This window comes from Streptomyces africanus, from assembly GCF_002150735.1.
GTDB lineage: Bacteria > Actinomycetota > Actinomycetes > Streptomycetales > Streptomycetaceae > Streptomyces > Streptomyces africanus.
The window spans coordinates 29,393-47,866 of the sequence record NZ_MUKA01000029.1; the positions used below are offsets into that span (position 1 = coordinate 29,393).

Annotated in this window: 19 protein-coding genes; 10 read left to right on the forward strand and 9 right to left on the reverse strand. The window is 70.8% G+C overall.

The window, feature by feature from the left end:
* Positions 1–494 precede the first annotated feature (494 nt).
* Complete coding sequence (locus CCL05_RS04935) at positions 495–1,256, reverse strand: phosphoglyceromutase (RefSeq protein ID WP_086559251.1); 762 nt, start codon at positions 1,254–1,256, stop codon at positions 495–497.
* A 166-nt stretch (positions 1,257–1,422) separates the two neighbouring features.
* On the opposite strand from CCL05_RS04935, the gene CCL05_RS04940 reads away from it, so the two are divergent.
* The gene (locus CCL05_RS04940; protein WP_425275890.1) at positions 1,423–2,751 is read left to right on the forward strand and encodes an MDR family MFS transporter; all 1,329 of its coding nucleotides are present in this window, start codon (positions 1,423–1,425) and stop codon (positions 2,749–2,751) included.
* 42 nt (positions 2,752–2,793) lie between these two features.
* Here CCL05_RS04940 and CCL05_RS04945 read toward each other — a convergent pair whose 3' ends face one another.
* From CCL05_RS04945 to phoU, 3 genes are all read right to left on the reverse strand, one after another.
* A complete protein-coding gene (locus tag CCL05_RS04945) occupies positions 2,794–3,045 on the reverse strand; it encodes an SCO4226 family nickel-binding protein (RefSeq protein ID WP_086559253.1) in 252 nt (83 codons plus the stop codon).
* Positions 3,046–3,214: 169 nt separating this feature from the next.
* Positions 3,215–3,370 carry a hypothetical protein gene (locus tag CCL05_RS45105; RefSeq protein ID WP_167409511.1) on the reverse strand — a complete coding sequence of 52 codons (156 nt, stop codon included), beginning with the start codon at positions 3,368–3,370 and terminating at the stop codon, positions 3,215–3,217.
* A 116-nt stretch (positions 3,371–3,486) separates the two neighbouring features.
* A complete protein-coding gene (gene phoU / locus CCL05_RS04955) occupies positions 3,487–4,188 on the reverse strand; it encodes a phosphate signaling complex protein PhoU (protein ID WP_086559255.1) in 702 nt (233 codons plus the stop codon).
* A gap of 245 nt (positions 4,189–4,433) precedes the next feature.
* Here phoU and phoR point away from each other — a divergent pair, with 245 nt between their 5' ends.
* Together phoR and phoP are read left to right on the forward strand one after the other, a co-directional pair.
* Complete coding sequence (phoR, locus tag CCL05_RS04960; protein ID WP_086559256.1) at positions 4,434–5,726, forward strand: two-component system sensor histidine kinase PhoR; 1,293 nt, start codon at positions 4,434–4,436, stop codon at positions 5,724–5,726.
* Positions 5,723–6,403 carry a two-component system response regulator PhoP gene (gene phoP, locus CCL05_RS04965; protein WP_030243122.1) on the forward strand — a complete coding sequence of 227 codons (681 nt, stop codon included), beginning with the start codon at positions 5,723–5,725 and terminating at the stop codon, positions 6,401–6,403. Before phoR ends, phoP begins: the two co-directional genes overlap by 4 nt.
* Before the next feature lie 79 nt (positions 6,404–6,482).
* On the opposite strand, the gene CCL05_RS04970 is transcribed toward phoP, so the two are convergent.
* Positions 6,483–7,157, reverse strand: coding sequence for a copper chaperone PCu(A)C domain-containing protein (locus CCL05_RS04970; RefSeq protein WP_086559257.1), 675 nt, complete (start codon positions 7,155–7,157; stop codon positions 6,483–6,485).
* A gap of 582 nt (positions 7,158–7,739) precedes the next feature.
* On the opposite strand from CCL05_RS04970, the gene CCL05_RS04980 reads away from it, so the two are divergent.
* From CCL05_RS04980 to CCL05_RS05005, 6 genes are all read left to right on the forward strand, one after another.
* Positions 7,740–8,222 (forward strand): CarD family transcriptional regulator, encoded by a 483-nt coding sequence (locus tag CCL05_RS04980; protein WP_003953493.1) that lies wholly within the window; start codon positions 7,740–7,742, stop codon positions 8,220–8,222.
* Positions 8,223–8,508: 286 nt separating this feature from the next.
* On the forward strand, positions 8,509–9,273 hold the full coding sequence (gene ispD, locus CCL05_RS04985; protein ID WP_086559259.1) for a 2-C-methyl-D-erythritol 4-phosphate cytidylyltransferase: 765 nt from the start codon (positions 8,509–8,511) through the stop codon (positions 9,271–9,273).
* On the forward strand, positions 9,263–9,784 hold the full coding sequence (ispF, locus tag CCL05_RS04990) for a 2-C-methyl-D-erythritol 2,4-cyclodiphosphate synthase (RefSeq protein WP_244204162.1): 522 nt from the start codon (positions 9,263–9,265) through the stop codon (positions 9,782–9,784). The genes ispD and ispF overlap by 11 nt, the downstream gene beginning before the upstream one ends.
* Before the next feature lie 45 nt (positions 9,785–9,829).
* The gene (gene cysS, locus CCL05_RS04995) at positions 9,830–11,227 is read left to right on the forward strand and encodes a cysteine--tRNA ligase (RefSeq protein ID WP_086559272.1); all 1,398 of its coding nucleotides are present in this window, start codon (positions 9,830–9,832) and stop codon (positions 11,225–11,227) included.
* Between the two features lie 96 nt (positions 11,228–11,323).
* Positions 11,324–12,265, forward strand: a complete 942-nt coding sequence (gene rlmB / locus CCL05_RS05000) for a 23S rRNA (guanosine(2251)-2'-O)-methyltransferase RlmB (protein ID WP_086559260.1) — start codon at positions 11,324–11,326, stop codon at positions 12,263–12,265.
* Positions 12,266–12,393: 128 nt separating this feature from the next.
* Positions 12,394–14,139 (forward strand): DoxX family protein, encoded by a 1,746-nt coding sequence (locus tag CCL05_RS05005; RefSeq protein ID WP_167409512.1) that lies wholly within the window; start codon positions 12,394–12,396, stop codon positions 14,137–14,139.
* A 73-nt stretch (positions 14,140–14,212) separates the two neighbouring features.
* Here CCL05_RS05005 and CCL05_RS05010 read toward each other — a convergent pair whose 3' ends face one another.
* From CCL05_RS05010 to CCL05_RS05025, 4 genes are all read right to left on the reverse strand, one after another.
* The gene (locus CCL05_RS05010) at positions 14,213–14,944 is read right to left on the reverse strand and encodes a nucleotidyltransferase family protein (RefSeq protein ID WP_086559262.1); all 732 of its coding nucleotides are present in this window, start codon (positions 14,942–14,944) and stop codon (positions 14,213–14,215) included.
* A gap of 106 nt (positions 14,945–15,050) precedes the next feature.
* The gene (locus tag CCL05_RS05015; RefSeq protein ID WP_086559263.1) at positions 15,051–15,506 is read right to left on the reverse strand and encodes a hypothetical protein; all 456 of its coding nucleotides are present in this window, start codon (positions 15,504–15,506) and stop codon (positions 15,051–15,053) included.
* A gap of 214 nt (positions 15,507–15,720) precedes the next feature.
* Positions 15,721–16,809 carry an ABC transporter ATP-binding protein gene (locus CCL05_RS05020; RefSeq protein ID WP_086559264.1) on the reverse strand — a complete coding sequence of 363 codons (1,089 nt, stop codon included), beginning with the start codon at positions 16,807–16,809 and terminating at the stop codon, positions 15,721–15,723.
* Between the two features lie 208 nt (positions 16,810–17,017).
* Positions 17,018–17,986 (reverse strand): helix-turn-helix transcriptional regulator, encoded by a 969-nt coding sequence (locus CCL05_RS05025; RefSeq protein WP_208641361.1) that lies wholly within the window; start codon positions 17,984–17,986, stop codon positions 17,018–17,020.
* Between the two features lie 118 nt (positions 17,987–18,104).
* Between CCL05_RS05025 and CCL05_RS05030 the strand changes: the two genes are divergently transcribed.
* The coding region (locus tag CCL05_RS05030) for a DUF3224 domain-containing protein (protein ID WP_086559266.1) at positions 18,105–18,474 on the forward strand (370 nt) is incomplete at its 3' end.

Here is an 18,474-nt window from a genome sequence, read left to right on the forward strand (position 1 = left end):
CGGCTGCAACCAGATCCAGGCCCTCATGCAGTCAACGAGCCCGGTCGCTCAGCAGCAGACCGGGCTCGCTGCATGTGCAGCTGCTCCCGGTCGCGACCGTCCTCGCGCGTGACCCGCTCATCGAGCGAACTGCATCACGCCGGTAGCGATGGCCACCAAGAGACCGGCTCCCGTAAGCCAGACCTGCCACCTCTCGGCACTGGTCCACCTACGGGGCTCGTCCTTCTCAAGGCTCACCTCTACTGCCTCCCTTCCTCCTTCAACCGGCCCGCTTCTCGGGCCGGTGCCTTGGAACTCCCGCACCAGTGGGCGGAGTTCAGGGAAGGATCAGGTGAGGCGCGACCAGCATACCGGTCATGTTGTTATTCACCGAGGGACGACAGAAGGCTTGACAGCGGCCCCAAATCCCTTTCATGGCCCAGCGACGGGCCCACTGCAGCAACAAGGCCCCTGCCAGCGGAGAAACCGCAGGCAGGGGCCTTGATCAGTTCGGCTTACTTCTTCTTCCCCTGATTCTTGACCGCCTCAATAGCCGCCGCAGCCGCGTCAGGGTCCAGGTACGTCCCGCCCGGGTTCACCGGCTTGAAGTCGGTGTCGAGTTCGTAGGACAGCGGGATGCCCGTCGGGATGTTGAGGCCCGCGATGTCCGCGTCGGAGATGCCGTCCAGGTGCTTGACCAGGGCGCGCAGGCTGTTGCCGTGGGCGGCGACCAGGACCGTGCGGCCGGTCAGCAGGTCGGGGACGATCGCGTCGAACCAGTACGGGAGCATGCGGACGACGACGTCCTTGAGGCACTCCGTCTGCGGACGCAGCTCCGGCGGGAGGGTCGCGTAGCGCGGGTCGGAGAACTGGGAGTACTCGGCGTCACGGTCCAGCGCCGGCGGCGGGGTGTCGTAGGAGCGGCGCCACAGCATGAACTGCTCCTCGCCGAACTCGGCGAGCGTCTGGGCCTTGTCCTTGCCCTGGAGGGCGCCGTAGTGGCGCTCGTTCAGGCGCCAGCTGCGGTGGACCGGGATCCAGAGGCGGTCGGCGGACTCCAGGGCGAGCTGCGCGGTGCGGATGGCGCGCTTCTGGAGGGACGTGTGGACGACGTCGGGGAGCAGGCCGGCGTCCTTGAGCAGCTCGCCGCCGCGCGTCGCCTCCTTCTCGCCCTTCGCGGTCAGGTTGACGTCCACCCAGCCGGTGAACAGGTTCTTCTCGTTCCACTCGCTCTCGCCGTGGCGGAGGAGGATCAGCTTGTACGGTGCGTCGGCCATGCCCCAGAGCGTAATCCACGCATTCGCCCGTTCGCGTGGCTGCCCGGCAGGCGGACGTTTGACGGGTTCTGTTAATTGAGTGGCCTCCGTCAAGCGCGGATTTGTAACGTGTGAGCCCTACGTGCGCCGCTTACATTCATGCGTCCCGGGGGAGCCCATGTCGTCCATGCCGTACGCCCTGCGTGCCAGACGTGCCGTCCGGGAGAGCGTCTCCGGAATGCCCCGCGAGTTCTGGTGGCTGTGGACCAGCACCCTCGTCAACCGGCTCGGTGCCTTCGTCGCGACCTTCATGGCGCTGTACCTCACGCTCGACCGCGGCTACTCCGCCACGTACGCCGGTCTCGTCGCCGCCCTGCACGGGCTCGGCGGGGTGGTCTCCTCACTCGGCGGCGGCGTGATGACCGACCGGCTGGGGCGGCGGCCGACCCTGCTGATCGCGCAGGCCTCGACCGCCGTCTCCGTCGCGCTGCTCGGGTTCGTGCACCACCCGGTCGCGATCGCCGGCGTCGCGTTCCTCGTCGGCATGGCCAGCAACGCGTCCCGGCCCGCCGTGCAGGCGATGATGGCCGACATCGTCCGGCCCGAGGACCGGATCCGCGCCTTCTCCCTCAACTACTGGGCCATCAACCTCGGCTTCGCCGTGTCCTCCATGGCCGCCGGGTTCATCGCCGAGGTCAGCTATCTCGCCGGGTTCCTGATCGAGGCGGGGATGACGATGGCCTGCGCGGTCCTGGTCTTCCTGAAGCTGCCCGAGTCCAAGCCCGCCGCGACGGTGAAGACGGCCGCCGCCTCCGGTGAACCCGACAGAACCGACGGCTCCGTCAGCCTCGGGACCGTACTGCGCGACGGGCGCTTCATGGGCGTCGTCGGGCTGTCCTTCCTGGTCGCGCTGATCTTCCAGCAGGCCTCGGTGGGGCTGCCGGTGGCGATGGGCCAGGCCGGGTTCACGTCCGCCGAGTACGGCATGGCGATTGCCGTCAACGGCGTCCTGATCGTCGTGCTCCAGCTCCCGGTCACGCGGTTCATCGAACACCGGGACCCGCGCCGGCTGCTCGTGGTCTCCTCCGTCCTCGCGGGCTACGGCTTCGGACTCACCGCGTTCGCCGGGTCGGTCGGCGTCATCGCCCTCACGGTGTGCGTGTGGACGCTGGCCGAGATCGTCAACGCCCCGACCCAGACGGGCCTGGTCGTCCGGCTGTCCCCGCTCCACGGACGCGGGCGCTACCAGGGGATGTACAGCATGTCCTGGTCCGTCGCCGCGCTCGTTGCCCCGCTGATGTCCGGGTTCGTCATCGACCGGTTCGGGGCGGAGTGGCTGTGGGGGCTGTGCGCGGTGGTGGGGACGGTGGCCGGGCTGGGGTACGGGGTGCTGATGCGTCGGGTGCCGGAGGAGGAGCAGCCGGTCGAGGCGGTTGAGCCCGAGCCTGCCGAGTCGGCTGAGCCCGAGCCTGCCGAGTCGGCTGAGCCTACTGCCGGCGCCCTGCGAGCTCCCTGAGACCGGCCGACCGCACCTTCAGTTCACTTCACTCAGTTCACTTCACTGGGCCGTCAACGGCACCGGGTGGATCTCGTCCGCCTTGTGCCCCGCGCGTTCGTGGACGCGCTGGACCGCTTCCGCGGAGGGTGCTTCCGAGAGGCAGTAGACGAGGCCGGACTCCGGGTCCGCCCAGGCCCTCTCGAAGTGCACGCTCTCGTCCCCTTCTATGGCGAGGTCCGCGTTGTGGGCCTCGAGCAGCTGCTCTTCCGTGATGCCCTTCATGCTGTGGTGGACATCCATGAACTTGGCCATGACGTCACGCCTCCTTCCCAGTACCCGGCGGCACGCCGATACAGCGGGCGTACCCCCATGGTCCGCCCGTATCGGTACGAAGGCACCACGACGTCCGAAACCTTCACAACGCCGCAGGGCCCCGGCGGCTGACCGCCGGGGCCCTGCGGGTCGTACGAGAACGCCGGCGTCAGCCGCACTGGCAGGGGCTGCCCGACTGGCAGCCGCAGCCGCAGCCCGAGCCGCAGCCGCAGGCGGCGACCAGGGGCAGGTTCCTGATCTCGGCGGGCTGCTCGGTCTCGCGCTGCTGCGTGGGGTCGGGCGTGGTACTGGGGGATTCGGTCATGGGTCCCTCCTCGAGGCTGGTGCCTGTGCCCATTGGACGCCCGTCCCGCTGGGCGCATCAACGGCGCACAGAGGCGCCTGCGCGCCCCAGCCGATCCCCGACCGGAAAACCGAGGGTCAGGCGCTCTCCGCCCCCGTCACCGCCTGGATCTCCGGCTGCACATCCGTCTGGAGCTCGTCCGCGTGCTCACCCGTCACCAGGTACACCACCCGCTTGGCGACCGAGACCGCGTGGTCGGCGAACCGCTCGTAGTAGCGGCCGAGCAGCGTCACGTCCACGGCCGTCTCGATGCCGTGCTTCCAGCGGTCGTCCATCAGGTGCTGGAAGAGCGTGCGGTGCAGCAGGTCCATCTCGTCGTCGTCCTGCTCCAGCTGGAGCGCCAGGTCGACGTCCTTGGTGATGATCACCTCGGCGGCCTTGGCCATCAGGCGCTGGGCGAGCTGGCCCATCTCCAGGATGGTGGCGTGCAGGTCGCTCGGGACCGCGCGGTCCGGGTAGCGCAGGCGCGCGAGCTTCGCCACGTGCTGGGCGAGGTCGCCCGAGCGCTCCAGGTCGGCCGACATACGCAGCGACGTGACGACGATGCGCAGGTCCGTCGCCACCGGCTGCTGCCGCGCCAGCAGGGCTATGGCCCGGGCCTCCAGGTCGTGCTGGAGCTCGTCGACCTTCTGGTCGGCCTCGATGACGTTCTCGGCCAGCTTCAGGTCGGAGTCGAGCATGGCGGTGGTGGCGCGCCCGATCGCCGAGCCGACCAGCCGGGCCATCTCCACCAGACCGTCGCCGATCGAGTCCAGTTCCTCGTGGTACGCGTCCCGCATCAGGCTTCCCTCTCGTGCGTCTGTGTCGGGGGTTCAAGGGCCGGGGCCCACCGAACAACCGGCGGTACGACCGTCGTACAACCAACGGTCCGAACCCCACGCTCCCACGTTGCGGCCCGTACGCGTCCGTTTCCGTCATCCCAAATGAACCAATACTGGCTCCAAGGTGAACTCTGGGCGACGAGTGTTCGAGCTCGCAGTCCGACGGCTGTGGCCCGTGCCCGACCCATGCCTAACCTGGGTGCATGGACGTGAACGCGGCGGTCGCCGCAGTGGCAGCGATCGCCGGGGTGCTCACCGGCGTCATCGCCATGCTGGCGTTCCGCTGGAGTGAGCGTGAACAGAAGCGCCCCACCCGCAGCTCCCTCCACACGGACGCGGTGCTCCCGCCGGGCGTGGACACCGTCCTGTCGGTCCTCAGGTCCTCCGCCGTCGTGCTCGACGAGGCGGACGCGGTGGTCAAGGCCAGCTCGGCGGCGTACGCCCTCGGCCTGGTCCGCGGCGGCAAGCTCGCCGTCGAGCCGATGCTGCAGATGGCCCGCGACACCCGGCGCGACGGCGAGATACGCCAGGTCGAACTGGACCTGCCACGGCGCGGCACCGGACGCGGGGAGGCCCTGGCCGTCTCCGCGCGGGTCGCGCCGCTCGGCTCCCGGCTGGTGCTGCTGCTCGTGGAGGACCTCACCGAGGCCCGCCGGATCGAGGCGGTGCGGCGCGACTTCGTAGCCAACGTGAGCCACGAGCTGAAGACGCCCGTCGGCGCCCTGTCCCTGCTGTCCGAGGCCGTGATGGACGCCTCCGACGATCCCGAGGCCGTCGAGCGGTTCGCCGGGCGCATGCAGATCGAGGCCACCCGGCTCACCAGCCTGGTCCAGGAGCTCATCGACCTCTCCCGGGTGCAGAACGACGACCCGCTGGAGGACGCCGAGCCGGTCCGCGTCGACGAGCTCGTCGCCGAGGCCATCGACCGCTGCCGGCACCAGGCCGGCGCGAAACAGATCACCATGGCCGCGGGCGGCACCGCCGACCTGCATGTGTGGGGCAACCGCGGCCAGCTCGCCGCCGCCCTCGGCAACCTCGTCGAGAACGCGGTCAACTACTCGCCCGCCCGCACCCGCGTCGGCATAGCGGCCCGCAGGGTGAACGCGCCCGGCGGGGAGCACATCGAGATCGCCGTCACCGACCAGGGCATCGGCATCTCCGACAAGGACAAGGAGCGCATCTTCGAGCGCTTCTACCGCGTCGACCCGGCCCGCTCCCGTGCCACCGGCGGTACGGGACTGGGGCTGGCGATCGTGAAGCACGTGGCCGCCTCGCACGGCGGGGAGGTCACGGTGTGGAGCGCCGAAGGCCAGGGCTCCACCTTCACCCTGCGGCTGCCGGAGGCCGGTGCGGCCCGCGACCGCGCACATCAGCAGCCCGCCCGACAGATACGCGCAGGAGGCGCGGGCCTCGACGACGAGGCCGGGCGGTCCACCCCCACATCCCCCGAATCAACCGCGTACGAAACGCTTCCTGCCCCGGAGGTCCTTCCGTGACCCGAGTGCTCGTCGTCGAGGACGAGGAGTCCTTCTCCGACGCCCTGTCGTACATGCTCCGCAAGGAGGGCTTCGAGGTCGCCGTCGCGACCACCGGGCCCGACGGACTCGACGAGTTCGAGCGCAACGGCGCCGACCTCGTCCTCCTCGACCTGATGCTGCCCGGCCTGCCGGGCACCGAGGTCTGCCGCCAGCTGCGCGGCCGCTCCAACGTCCCCGTCATCATGGTGACCGCCAAGGACAGCGAGATCGACAAGGTCGTCGGCCTGGAGATAGGAGCCGACGACTACGTCACCAAGCCCTTCTCCTCGCGCGAACTGGTCGCCCGCATCCGCGCCGTGCTGCGCCGCAGAGGCGAGCCGGAGGAGGTCACCCCGGCCGCGCTGGAGGCCGGCCCGGTCCGGATGGACGTCGACCGGCACGTGGTCACCGTCGGCGGCACCAAGATCGACCTCCCGCTGAAGGAGTTCGACCTGCTGGAGATGCTGCTGCGCAACGCCGGCCGCGTGCTCACGCGCATGCAGCTCATCGACCGTGTCTGGGGCGCCGACTACGTCGGTGACACCAAGACCCTCGACGTCCACGTCAAGCGCCTGCGCGCCAAGATCGAGCCGGACCCGGGAGCCCCGCGCTACCTGGTGACGGTCCGCGGCCTGGGCTACAAGTTCGAGCCGTAAGCCGACTGACGGCGGCACACACGACAGGGGCGGGACCTCCCGGAGGTCCCGCCCCTGCCGTTCGTGTCGCTACGGCTGCTCAGTGCCCGGCGCTCGCCGAGGCCGCGTCGGTCGGCGTGGCCGGCGACTCGTGGCCGCCCGGCGTCTCGCCCGCGGCGGGGCTCTCGGTGCCGGCCGGCGAACCGGAGGGGCTCCCCGACGGCGAACCGGACGGGGACGCGGAGGCGCCCGGCGCGGCCGGCACCTCGGTCGGGCCCCACTCCTTGAAGTAGTGCTCGGCGGGGACGACGAACGCGCGCAGGCTGACGTCACCGGTCTTGCTGAAGGTGAAGGTGACCTTCTGGGCGTTGCCGTCCTGGACGGCCTCGCGGCTGCTCGGCAGCACGGCGATGGCGTTGTCCTTGCCGCCCAGGACCAGCGAGCCGTGCGCCGGGATGCTCAGGCTGCCGCCCTTGGCGGGCTTGAGCTCGGCCTTCTTGCCGGTGCCGGGCAGGGTGATGGACTCCAGCGTCTCGGCGGTGCTGCCGGAGTTGAAGAAGGTGGCGGAGATCGCGGCCGGGCCGGTCGACTCGAGGTCGGGCTGCGTGATCACGATCGCGTTCTGGACCTTGATGTTGCCGACGCTCGTCGCCGCGTTGTCCGGCTTGATCTCGAGGGTCTGAGCGTCGCTGCCGGCGCCGCACGCGGCGAGCGAGGAGACGGAGAACGCGATGGCGGCCGCGGCGAGGACGCCGCGTCGAAGGCTGCTGCTCACGGCGGCGGCAACTCCTTGACTCGAGCGGAGCGGCCGATAAAGCCGCCCTAAGTGTCTGTCAGCAGGCCTCAGGTTACCGAGCCGTTCCCGCCCGGCCGCACCCGACCCCCCGGCACCTGCGGTCCCACCTGAGTCACAAGTGACACCCAGGTCACATTGGCGGGTGCTCGTCCGGCATTCACATAAGAGCCTCGGGCGGCAGCGCAGATTTTCCGTGAAGGAATGCGCGGACCCCCCTCGGAATTGATCACCGGCGGCTCGCCCGGACGCCCGGTGATCAATTCCGGATTCGACCGGAACCCGGCTCGGGCCTCCGAACGGAGTAGCGGAAGTCGATCATACGGAACCGGACATATGGGGATGTTCGGCCGGTTGGAGGGGGGTCCGGATGTGTGTAACGTACGCGTTTCGCTCGGCCTGGAGAGCCGCTCCGACCTGCGAATACCTTCTTCCATCCCCTGTCCGAAGCACGTTCCTGTTGGACTTGTCAAGCCCCGAGATATGCCCTGACCTGCGAAAACGCCATTCAGAACCCGCAGTTTCCGTGTTACCCTGGATAGCCACGGAAGGGGTACCTGTCACATGACGTTCAAGGTTGGCGACACCGTGGTCTATCCCCATCACGGGGCCGCGCTGATCGAGGCTATCGAAACTCGCCAGATCAAAGGCGTGGACAAGACCTACTTGGTGCTGAAGGTCGCCCAGGGTGACCTGACAGTGCGTGTGCCAGCGGACAATGCGGAGTTCGTCGGCGTGCGTGATGTGGTCGGTCAGGATGGGCTGGACCGGGTCTTCGAGGTGCTGCGCGCGCCGTACGCCGAGGAGCCCACGAACTGGTCCCGTCGTTACAAGGCAAACCTGGAGAAGCTCGCTTCGGGCGATGTCATCAAGGTCGCGGAAGTGGTGCGTGACCTGTGGCGTCGTGAGCGCGAGCGCGGACTCTCCGCCGGCGAGAAGCGCATGCTCGCCAAGGCCCGCCAGATTCTGGTGAGCGAGCTCGCCCTCGCGGAGAACACCAACGAGGACAAGGCCGAGGCCCTGCTCGACGAGGTTCTCGCCTCCTGAGGCGAAGCCTGTCGCTCAGCACTCTGCTGATCAATCCTGCACATCGAAATGCCGCGGTGCCCGATGACGATTCTCCAGTCGCCGGGCGCTGCGGCATGTTCGCATTCGCACGCCGAATGCGCCGTCATCGCCGGATGTGTTATCACTCACGATCCGGTGCTTGGCGTGCCGGGCCCGGGCAGCCGGCTCGACCAGCGTCACGGAAGGGTCCGGTCGAGCGCGTCGCGCCCGGCACTCCTCCAGGCCATACCCACGCCAGGGCAACACACAAACCTGACAGGAACCGATGTCTGACGATTCGCGTCCCTCGCCGTCGGCCGCCCCTTCGGCAGGCCGTACGGCGGCCGTGATCCCGGCCGCCGGCCGTGGTGTACGGCTCGGCCCGGGCGCCCCCAAGGCGCTCCGCGCGCTGGGCGGCACCCCCATGCTCATCCACGCGGTCCGCGCGATGGCCGCCTCCCGCGCCGTCTCGCTGGTCGTCGTCGTGGCCCCGCCCGACGGTGCCGCCGAGGTCAAGTCGCTGCTCGACGCGCACGCGCTGCCCGAGCGGACCGACTTCCTCGTCGTACCCGGCGGGCAGAGCCGCCAGGAGTCCGTGAAGCTCGGCCTGGACGCGCTGCCCCCCGGCCACGACATCGTGCTGGTGCACGACGCGGCCCGGCCGCTGGTGCCGGTGGACACGGTCGACGCCGTGATCGAGGCCGTACGCGAGGGCGCCCCGGCCGTGGTCCCGGCGCTGCCGCTCGCCGACACCGTCAAGCAGGTCGAGCCCGCCGGGGCGCCCGGCGAGCCGGAGCCGGTCGTCGCCACGCCGGAGCGCGCGCGGCTGCGGGCGGTGCAGACGCCGCAGGGCTTCGACCGGACGACGCTGGTACGGGCGCACGAGACGGTCACCGGGGACGTCACCGACGACGCCGGCATGGTCGAGCAGCTCGGTCTCACGGTCGTGGCGGTGCCCGGCCACGAGGAGGCGTTCAAGGTCACCCGGCCCCTGGACCTGGTGCTCGCGGAGGCGGTCCTGGCCCGCAGGAGGCTCAACGATGGCTTCTGACGAGACCGCCGCGAGGGACGAGACGCCCGCGATGCCGCTGCCCCAGGTCGGCATCGGTACCGACATCCACGCCTTCGAGGAGGGCCGCGAGCTGTGGTGCGCCGGCCTGAAGTGGGAGGGCGAGGGTCCGGGACTGGCCGGCCACTCCGACGCGGACGTCGTCGCGCACGCCGCGTGCAACGCGCTGTTCTCGGCGGCCGGCCTCGGCGACCTGGGACAGCACTTCGGCACGGGCCGCCCCGAGTGGTCGGGCGCGTCCGGCATCACGCTCCTGACGGAGGCGGCCCGGATCGTCCGCGCGGCCGGCTTCCGCATCGGCAACATCGCCGTACAGGTCGTGGGCCCGAGGCCGAAGATCGGCAAGCGCAGGGACGAAGCCCAGAAGCTGCTGTCGGAGGCGGCCGGAGCACCGGTTTCCGTATCGGGCGCGACCACGGACGGACTGGGCTTCCCCGGACGTGACGAGGGCCTGATGGCGGTGGCGACGGCGCTGGTCGTACGCGCCGGGTGAACGGCTCTGCCCCACACACCCCCGATGGCCTACTACCCTGGTCCCGTGACTATTCGCCTGTACGACACCAGCGCCCGGCAGATCCGTGACTTCTCCCCGCTCAAGCCGGGTTGTGTCTCGATCTACCTGTGCGGTGCCACCGTGCAGGCCGCACCCCACATCGGGCACATCCGGTCGGGTCTGAACTTCGACATCATGCGCCGCTGGTTCGAGTACCGCGGCTACGACGTCACGTTCGTGCGGAACGTGACCGACATCGACGACAAGATCATCTCCAAGGCGGACGAGCAGAACCGCCCGTGGTGGGCCATCGGCTACGAGAACGAGCGCGCCTTCAACGACGGCTACACCGTGCTGGGTTGCCTGCCGCCCACCTACGAGCCCCGCGCCACCGGCCACATCACCGAGATGGTCGAGATGATGCGTGACCTCATCGACCGAGGGCACGCCTACGAGGCCGACGGCAGCGTCTACTTCGACGTCCGCTCCTGGCCTTCCTACCTGGAGCTGTCCCGGCAGGACCTCGACGAGATGCGCCAGCCCGCCGAGGAGGGCATCACCGGCAAGCGCGATCCGCGGGACTTCGCCATGTGGAAGGCGGCGAAGCCGGGGGAGCCCAGCTGGGAGACGCCGTGGGGCCGCGGCCGCCCGGGCTGGCACCTGGAGTGCTCGGCGATGGCGCACAAGTACCTCGGCACCGCCTTCGACATCCACGGCGGCGGCCTCGACCTGGTCTTCCCGCACCACGAGAACGAGATCGCCCAGGCCAAGGCCTCCGGCGACGACTTCGCCCAGTACTGGGTGCACAACGCCTGGGTCACCATGAGCGGCGAGAAGATGTCCAAGTCGCTCGGCAACTCGGTCCTGGTCAGCGAGATGGTCAAGCGCTGGCGGCCCATCGTGCTGCGCTACTACCTCGGCACCCCGCACTACCGCTCGACGATCGAGTACAGCGAGGAGGCGCTGCGCGAGGCCGAGTCGGCGTTCGCGCGGATCGAGGGCTTCGTGCAGCGCGTGGTGGAGAAGGCCGGTGCCGTCGAGCCGGCCGCCGAGGTGCCGCTGGCCTTCGCCGAGGCGATGGACGACGACCTCGGCGTGCCGCAGGCGCTCGCCGTGGTGCACACCACGGTCCGGCAGGGCAACAGCGCGCTGTCCGCCGACGACAAGGAAGCGGCGGTGGCCCGGCTCGCCGAGGTCCGCGCCATGCTCGGCGTCCTCGGACTCGACCCGCTCGACGCCCTCTGGGCGGGGGAGAGCGACCGCGGCGCCGACCTGCACGGCGTGGTCGACACGCTCGTCCGCATGGTCCTCGACCAGCGCGAGGCCGCCCGGGCCCGCAAGGACTGGCCCACCGCGGACGCCATCCGCGACCAGCTCGGCCAGTCCGGCCTGGTCATCGAGGACAGCCCGCAGGGGCCCCGCTGGAGCCTCGGACCGCGCTGACCCGACCGCGATCCGGAAGATCGATTGTGCCGTCCGGGCCTCCGGGCGGCACACTTCAGACGTACGTACGTACCGCACCCCACAGACAGGTAGGTCATGGCAGCCAACAACCGCCGCATGTCCGGCAAGAAGGGCGCGCAGGTCGGCAGTGGCGGCCAGCGACGCAAGGGCTTGGAGGGCAAGGGCCCCACTCCGCCCGCCGAGATGCGCAAGGGACACAAGAAGAACCGTGTCGCCGGCGCCAAGGCGCGGCAGACGGCGCGCCGTCCCGCGGCCCGGGGCCGCGGCGGCAAGTCCACGTCCGAGCTGGTCGTCGGCCGCAACCCGGTCTTCGAGGCGCTGCGCGACGGCGTGCCGGCGTCGACGCTGTACGTCCAGCAGTTCATCGACAACGACGAGCGCGTCCGTGAGGCCCTCCAGCTCGCCGCCGAGCGCGGTGGGATCAACCTCATGGAGGCCCCCCGCCCCGAGCTCGACCGGATGACGAACGGGCTCAACCACCAGGGCCTGGTGCTCCAGGTCCCGCCGTACGAGTACGCGCACCCCGAGGACCTCGTCGACGCCGCCGCCGACGCGGGTGAGGACCCGCTGATCGTCGCGCTCGACGGGGTGACCGACCCGCGCAACCTCGGCGCGGTCGTCCGCTCCGTCTCCGCCTTCCGCGGGCACGGCGTCGTCGTACCCGAGCGGCGGGCCGCCGGGATGACGGCCGGTGCCTGGAAGACGTCCGCCGGTGCGGCCGCCCGTACGCCCGTCGCCCGCGCCACCAACCTGACGCGCGCGCTGGAGGCGTACAAGAAGGCCGGCATCGTGGTCGTCGGACTCGCCGCCGACGGCGAGGTCGAACTCGGTGACCTTCAGGCCCTCGGCGGGCCCGTCGCCATCGTCGTCGGCAGCGAGGGCAAGGGCCTGTCCCGGCTGGTCGGGGAGACCTGCGACTTCCGCGTGCGGATCCCGATGCCGGGCGGCGCCGAGTCGCTCAACGCCGGTGTGGCGGCAGGGATCGTGCTGTACGAGGCGGCCCGCCGGCGCGGCTGAACAGGCGTCCGCCACTTCACCCGTACGGTGTAATTCCGGTGACGTCGGGGCGACAAGGACAAGCTTGACGGGGTCCGGACAGATCCGGCGAGTCAAAGCAGTGTCCTATCCCGACGTCACTCGGTTAGATGAGTGTGGACACGAGAACACCCCGCACACCCACGGGGGAACGCTCGTCGGGACTCGACGACGCTCCCGCGCTGAGCATGGTGAAGGTGCCGAGCGACCCGGCGCAGGTCATCGTCAATCACGCGAGTTTCCGCGTGCAGTTGGGCGTCTCGACGCGTCGCGTCCAGTCCCCCCGGGTCGCACGGCATCTGAGCGCCGGCGAGGACACCGCCCGCATCCCCGTCGTCACCCCCAGGGGCGCGGCGGACGGGGCCGTCACACGCCGCCGGCCCGTCGTCTGGAGCGGCAAGTCCGCGCCCGACGACACCGGCGCCCACCGGCTCCTCCAGGCCGTCCGGCACGAGAGCATCCGCCACCCCGACGAGTCCGCCACGGACGCCGGGGCCACCCAGGTCATCTCCCGCGTGGGCACCGCCCCGCAGGCCCCGGGATACGGCGCCGGGTACCAGGACGGCGGCTACGGCACCGGCTACGAGGGCGACGGCTACCAGGACGAGCTCACCCAGACCGTCGAGACCCCCGTCGTCGGCCCGCAGCGCACCCACGCGCCCGCCGACGGCACCCGGCTGCTGCCGCCCATGCGCACGGTCGGCAGCGCCTACGACGAACCGGCCTACGACGCACCGTTCTACGACGACCCGGCCTACGCGGAAGGGGAGTTCGAGGACGCCGCCGACGAGGCGGACGGCACCGGGCGGCCCGTCAAACGCCACAGCGACGACCCGGCCCGGCACGCCTACTACCCGGGCCGCCGGATGAACCTCGGCGTCGTCCTGCTCCCGCTGCGCGTCTTCCTCGGCTTCATCTCCGTCTACGCCGGCATGGGCAAGCTGTGCGACCCCGTCTACTTCGACGGCGGCAAGCGCGGCACCATGGTGAAGTGGCTGAACACGCTGCACCCCTGGGAAGTCGCCGAGCCGCTGCGGCAGTTCGCCTTCGAGCACCCGGTCGGGTCCGGACTGGCCATCGCCTTCGCCCAGGTCATCGTCGGCGTCCTGACGGTCCTCGGCTGCTGGCAGCGCGTCGCCGCCTGCTTCGGCGCCCTGCTCTCGGCCGCGCTGCTGGTCACCGTCAGCTGGAAGAGCGTCCCCGTCTACGAGACCCCTGACATCATCTACCTCGCCGCCTGGTCCCCGCTGATCATCGCCGGCGCCCCCGTCTACTCCGTCGACGGCCGCCTGGCCGGCAGTGCCTGGCGCCGCCTCGGACCCCGCGCCGACATCTGGGACCTGCGCCGCTACGTGCTGCGCCGCGGCGCCCTCGTCACCGCCGTCGCCACCGGTCTCACGCTGCTCGTCGGCTCGCTGCTCGGCGGCGCCGTCCGCGACTCCGACCGGGTCGTCGTCCCCGGACCCGGCGAGGCCCCGCGCAACGAACTGCCCGGTGCCCCGCTCCCGGACGCCCCTGGCAAGCGGCAGGACAAGCGGACCCCGTCGGCCTCCACCTCACCCACCCAGGGCGCCACGGCCGGTTCGGCCAGCCCCAGCGCGGGCACCACGGCCAGGCCGGGCGCCACCCGGGACGCCGGCACGGTCACCGGCGGCTCGCCCAGCCAGACCCAGGGCAGCGCGGGCCAGGCCCCGCCCCAGCAGTCCTCCCCGGCCGGCCAGGCCCCGAGCACCACGTCCGGCCCCACCTCCGGCGGCACGGGCTCGAGCGGCGGCTCGGGCTCGAGCGGCGGCTCGGGCGACGATGACTCCTCTTCCACGGGCCGGCCGGGCCTGGTGGGCGGCTTGCTGGGGTAGCCGGCCGGCCGGCACAAACAGGAAGGGGCCCCACACCTCGGGTGTGGGGCCCCTTCCTGTGGAAGGCGAGCTCTCAGCGCCCCGACGCCGCCAGTTCCTTCGCGGCCTCCGTCAGGTCCTTGGCCGTGTCGATGGCACGCCAGTACGACCCCTGAGGGATCGTGAACCCGGCCAGCTTCCGCTCGCGGGCCAGCCGGGGAAACGTCGTGCGCTCGTGATCCCCGCGGTCCGGCAGCAGCCCCGCGAACCCGGGGGAGAAGACGTACACACCCGCGTTGATCTCGAAGGTCGACGGCGGGGCCTCGATGAAGTCCGTGATGCGGCCGAAGCCGTCCGTCTTCACCGCACCCCACGGCAGCCGCGGCCGGGCCAGGGCCAGCGTCGCGACGGCGTCCCGCTCGGTGTGGAAGTCCGCCATGTCACGCAGCGAGAACCGGGTCCAGATGTCGCCGTTCGTGGCGTACCAGGGCTGGTCCGGGTGGGGCAGATGCGCGGCGGCGTACTTGAGGCCGCCGCCGCGGCCGAGGGGCTCCGACTCCACGACCGTGGTGACGGAGACGGGCAGATCGGCCCTCTCCAGCCACTTCTGGAGCACCTCGGCGAGGTGGCCGCAGGAGACCACCACGTCCGTCACGCCCTCCTCCGCGAGCCAGGACAGCTGATGGCCGATGATCGGTGTCCCCGTCCCGGGGATCTCGACCATCGGCTTGGGCCGGTCGTCGGTGTACGGGCGTAGCCGGGAGCCCTGGCCACCGGCCAGAACGACGGCTTGAACGGGGCGGGACGCGGCGCTCGGATCGCTCATGAGACCGAACTGTACGTGGCGTCCCGCCCGGGGCCGCGGCGGACAAAAATTCTCGCGTCAGCCGCTGCCGGCTTCTCACCTCTCGTCCGGCGGCAGGGCGGGGTGCTCAGGTGTGCGCGGCCGCGACGCCCGTGGCGAAGGCGGTGTCGCAGACCGGGCGGGCGTAGGACTGAGCGCGCGTCGGGCCGTAGACCCGGACGGCGGCCTGTCCGAGGGCGCGGGCGATGGACGTGCAGTGCTTCGCCAGCGACGGGCGGCCGTTGACGGCCTGCTGGAGATGGGTGAGGGCGACGCCGGGGTTCTCCTCCTGGAGTTCGGTGAGCAGTTTGTCGCGCAGGACGTCCTGCGGGGCGCGCTTGACCGCCCGCGGGGTGCCGGCGGACGTGCTGGTGTCCGCGGCGGTGAGCACCGGGTCGGAGGTGCTCCCCGACCAGTTGACTCGGGTGACCGCGAGGGTCCCGGAGAGCACCAGGACGACGGGCAGGACGAAAGCGAGGGAGCGGCCGATCCGGCGGGCGGGGCCCCGGCCGCGTCGCGTCTGTTGGTTAGTGGAGTGCTTCACGCGTGTGAGGGTAGCGCGGGGTAATGGTTTGTAGACATTTAGTCACCGGTTCGGGGGATGAGAGAGTGCTCATTTTTGGGTAAGGCGTTGACGCACACCGCTCGAAACGTCCGGTGTGCCGGGGTATTTGTCGACAACGAGAAGGGCCCCGCAGCACGCTGCGGGGCCCTCTTCGTCAACCTGGGTGATTCACCCGGGTTGTGTGTTTGGTGGGTCAGTCGGACAGGCGCTCGCCCGTGGAGGTCGAGAACACGTGGGTCTCGCCGGAGCGGGGCACGATGTGCAGCTGGCTGCCCTTCTCCGGGACGTCACGGCCGCTGACACGGACCACGAGGTCCTTGGACTCGTCGCCGACCTTCGCGGTGCCGTAGACGTAGGCGTCGGCGCCGAGTTCCTCGACGACGTTCACGGTGACCGCGAGGCCCTGCTCGACGTCCGGGCCGGCCACGTCGAAGTGCTCGGGGCGGACACCGACCGTGACGGTCTTGTCGGTGGCGGCGGCGATCGCGTCGCGCTGCACCGGCACGACCGACTTGCCGAACTTCACGCCGCCGTCGGTGATCGGCACCTCGACCAGGTTCATCGCCGGGGAGCCGATGAAGCCGGCCACGAAGAGGTTGGCGGGCTTGTCGTACATGTTGCGCGGGGTGTCGATCTGCTGGAGCAGACCGTCCTTGAGGACCGCCACGCGGTCGCCCATCGTCATGGCCTCGACCTGGTCGTGGGTGACGTAGACGGTGGTGATGCCCAGGCGGCGCTGGAGCGAGGCGATCTGCGTACGCGTGGACACACGGAGCTTGGCGTCCAGGTTGGACAGCGGCTCGTCCATGAGGAACACCTGCGGCTCACGCACGATGGCGCGGCCCATGGCGACACGCTGGCGCTGACCACCGGAGAGCGCCTTCGGCTTGCGGTCCAGGTACTCGGTGAGGTCGAGGATCTTCGCGGCCTCCTCGACCTTCTGCCGGATCTCCGCCTTGTTGACGCCGGCGATCTTGAGCGCGAAGCCCATGTTGTCGGCGACGGTCATGTGCGGGTAGAGCGCGTAGTTCTGGAACACCATGGCGATGTCCCGGTCCTTCGGCGGCAGGTGGGTGACGTCGCGGTCGCCGATGCGGATGGCGCCGGCGTTGACGTCCTCGAGCCCCGCGAGCATGCGGAGCGAGGTGGACTTGCCGCAGCCGGACGGGCCGACGAGGACGAGGAACTCGCCGTCCTCGATGTCGATGTCGAGCGCGTCAACAGCGGGCTTGGTGGAACCCGGGTAGACCCGGGTCGCCTTGTCGAACGAGACAGTGGCCATGGTGAGTGAACCCCTTCTACCGGCAGGAACGTGCCGGACGATCCGAGTAGGAAGGCGGTGCCACGACGGGTGTTCCGTTGTGGTGTAGTCCACACGTGTGAACTGGCTCAGGACGGTACCTGGCGTTCACGTGGTCTGTCAGTACCTCCGGCCCTGTGAACTTCGTGGAAATTTTCGAAGACGCCTCACGGCCGCCGGTACCGGTCCGTCACGGCTGCCGGTACCGGTCCGCCAGCGCCGCCACCGCCCGCGCCACGGCCTGCCGCAGCCCGGGCGGCCCGAGGACCTCCGCCTCCGGACCCAGCCGGAGCAGATCCCCGACGGCCACGGCCTCTGTCTCCACGGGCAGTTCCACCTCCACCCAGCCGTCCGCGTCCGGCGCACCCGCGCTCCGCAGGGCCCGTGCACCCGCCGCCCCGAACTGCATCGGCAGCAGCCGCTGCCCCCGAGGTGAGAGGCGCAACCGGGCGACACCCTGCTGCAGGGCGGCCTCCAGCCGCCGGGACGACTCCTCCCAGTAGGCGGCCAGGTCGAAGCCGGCCGGACGCTCGAAGAGCTCCCCGGTCTCCTCCACGGTCAGCAGGCGGGACACCCGGTACGTCCGTACGGACTCCTCCGCCAGGGCGACCAGGTACCAGATGCCGCCCTTGAGGACGAGGCCCAGCGGCCGCACCTCCCGGCGCACCTCGCCCCGCCACCGCCGGTAGTGCACGCGCAGCACCCGCCGCTCCCACACGGCCGCGGCCACCGGTTCCAGACACGGCACCGGATCGGCCTCCCGGAACCACGCCGGCGCGTCCAGATGGAACCGTTCCTGCACCCGCCGCGCCTGCCCGGCCAGCTCCGCCGGAAGCGCGGCCTGCACCTTCAGCTGGGCACTGGCCAGCACCGCCCCCAGCCCCAGATCCCGTGCCGGACCGGGCATCCCGGCGAGGAACAACGACCCGGCCTCGGCGTCGGTCAGACCGGTCAGCCGGGTCCGGTAGCCGTCCATCAGCCGGTAGCCGCCCTCCGGCCCCCGGTCCGCGCACACCGGCACACCCGCCGCGCCCAGCGCCTCGACGTCCCGGTAGACCGTGCGCACCGACACCTCCAGCTCGGCGGCGAGCTCGGGCGCGGTCATCCGCCCGCGGTTCTGGAGCAGCAGGAGCAGGGAGAGGAGCCGGTCGGCACGCATGGGAGCCATTGTCCGGCGTACGCGCCGGTACCTGACAGGAGATGTCAGGTACGGGGACCAGAGTGGTGCTCCCAGACGGCCCGCACGGCCGCCTGCCGATCTTCGAAAGGACCCACCCATGCCCGGCACGCGCACCACCACCGGACACTTCACCTTCGCCGACTGGCAGGAGCGAGTGATCGGCCCGGGGGAGGACGCGAACCCCCGGCTCGCCCACGCCTCCGTCCGGAACACCTTCAGCGGCGGCATCGAGGCGGACGGGACGATCTGCGAGTACTCCATCGTCTACGTCACCCAGAAGACCGGCTCCTTCACCGGCATGGAACTGATCACGGGCCGGCTCGACGGGCGGGAGGGGAGCTTCGCCGTGGAGGAGCGGGGGTGGTTCGGCGAGGACGGGACGGTGCACTGCACGTTCGAGGTGGTGCGGGGGTCCGGGAGCGGGGAGCTGGCCGGACTGCGGGGGACGGGCGGCCTCGCCGCGCGCC

Coding starts and splice junctions, on each gene's coding strand:
- rlmB (WP_086559260.1), top strand. CDS start 11,324: ATGGCAGCCAACAACCGCCGCATGTCCGGCAAGAAGGGCGCGCAGGTC.
- CCL05_RS05005 (WP_167409512.1), top strand. CDS start 12,394: ATGAGTGTGGACACGAGAACACCCCGCACACCCACGGGGGAACGCTCG.
- CCL05_RS04940 (WP_425275890.1), top strand. CDS start 1,423: ATGCCGTACGCCCTGCGTGCCAGACGTGCCGTCCGGGAGAGCGTCTCC.
- phoU (WP_086559255.1), bottom strand. CDS start 4,188: ATGCGGGACGCGTACCACGAGGAACTGGACTCGATCGGCGACGGTCTG.
- ispD (WP_086559259.1), top strand. CDS start 8,509: ATGTCTGACGATTCGCGTCCCTCGCCGTCGGCCGCCCCTTCGGCAGGC.
- CCL05_RS45105 (WP_167409511.1), bottom strand. CDS start 3,370: ATGACCGAATCCCCCAGTACCACGCCCGACCCCACGCAGCAGCGCGAG.
- phoR (WP_086559256.1), top strand. CDS start 4,434: ATGGACGTGAACGCGGCGGTCGCCGCAGTGGCAGCGATCGCCGGGGTG.
- CCL05_RS04980 (WP_003953493.1), top strand. CDS start 7,740: ATGACGTTCAAGGTTGGCGACACCGTGGTCTATCCCCATCACGGGGCC.
- CCL05_RS04945 (WP_086559253.1), bottom strand. CDS start 3,045: ATGGCCAAGTTCATGGATGTCCACCACAGCATGAAGGGCATCACGGAA.
- ispF (WP_244204162.1), top strand. CDS start 9,263: ATGGCTTCTGACGAGACCGCCGCGAGGGACGAGACGCCCGCGATGCCG.
- CCL05_RS05025 (WP_208641361.1), bottom strand. CDS start 17,986: ATGCGTGCCGACCGGCTCCTCTCCCTGCTCCTGCTGCTCCAGAACCGC.
- CCL05_RS04935 (WP_086559251.1), bottom strand. CDS start 1,256: ATGGCCGACGCACCGTACAAGCTGATCCTCCTCCGCCACGGCGAGAGC.
- CCL05_RS05010 (WP_086559262.1), bottom strand. CDS start 14,944: ATGAGCGATCCGAGCGCCGCGTCCCGCCCCGTTCAAGCCGTCGTTCTG.
- CCL05_RS05020 (WP_086559264.1), bottom strand. CDS start 16,809: ATGGCCACTGTCTCGTTCGACAAGGCGACCCGGGTCTACCCGGGTTCC.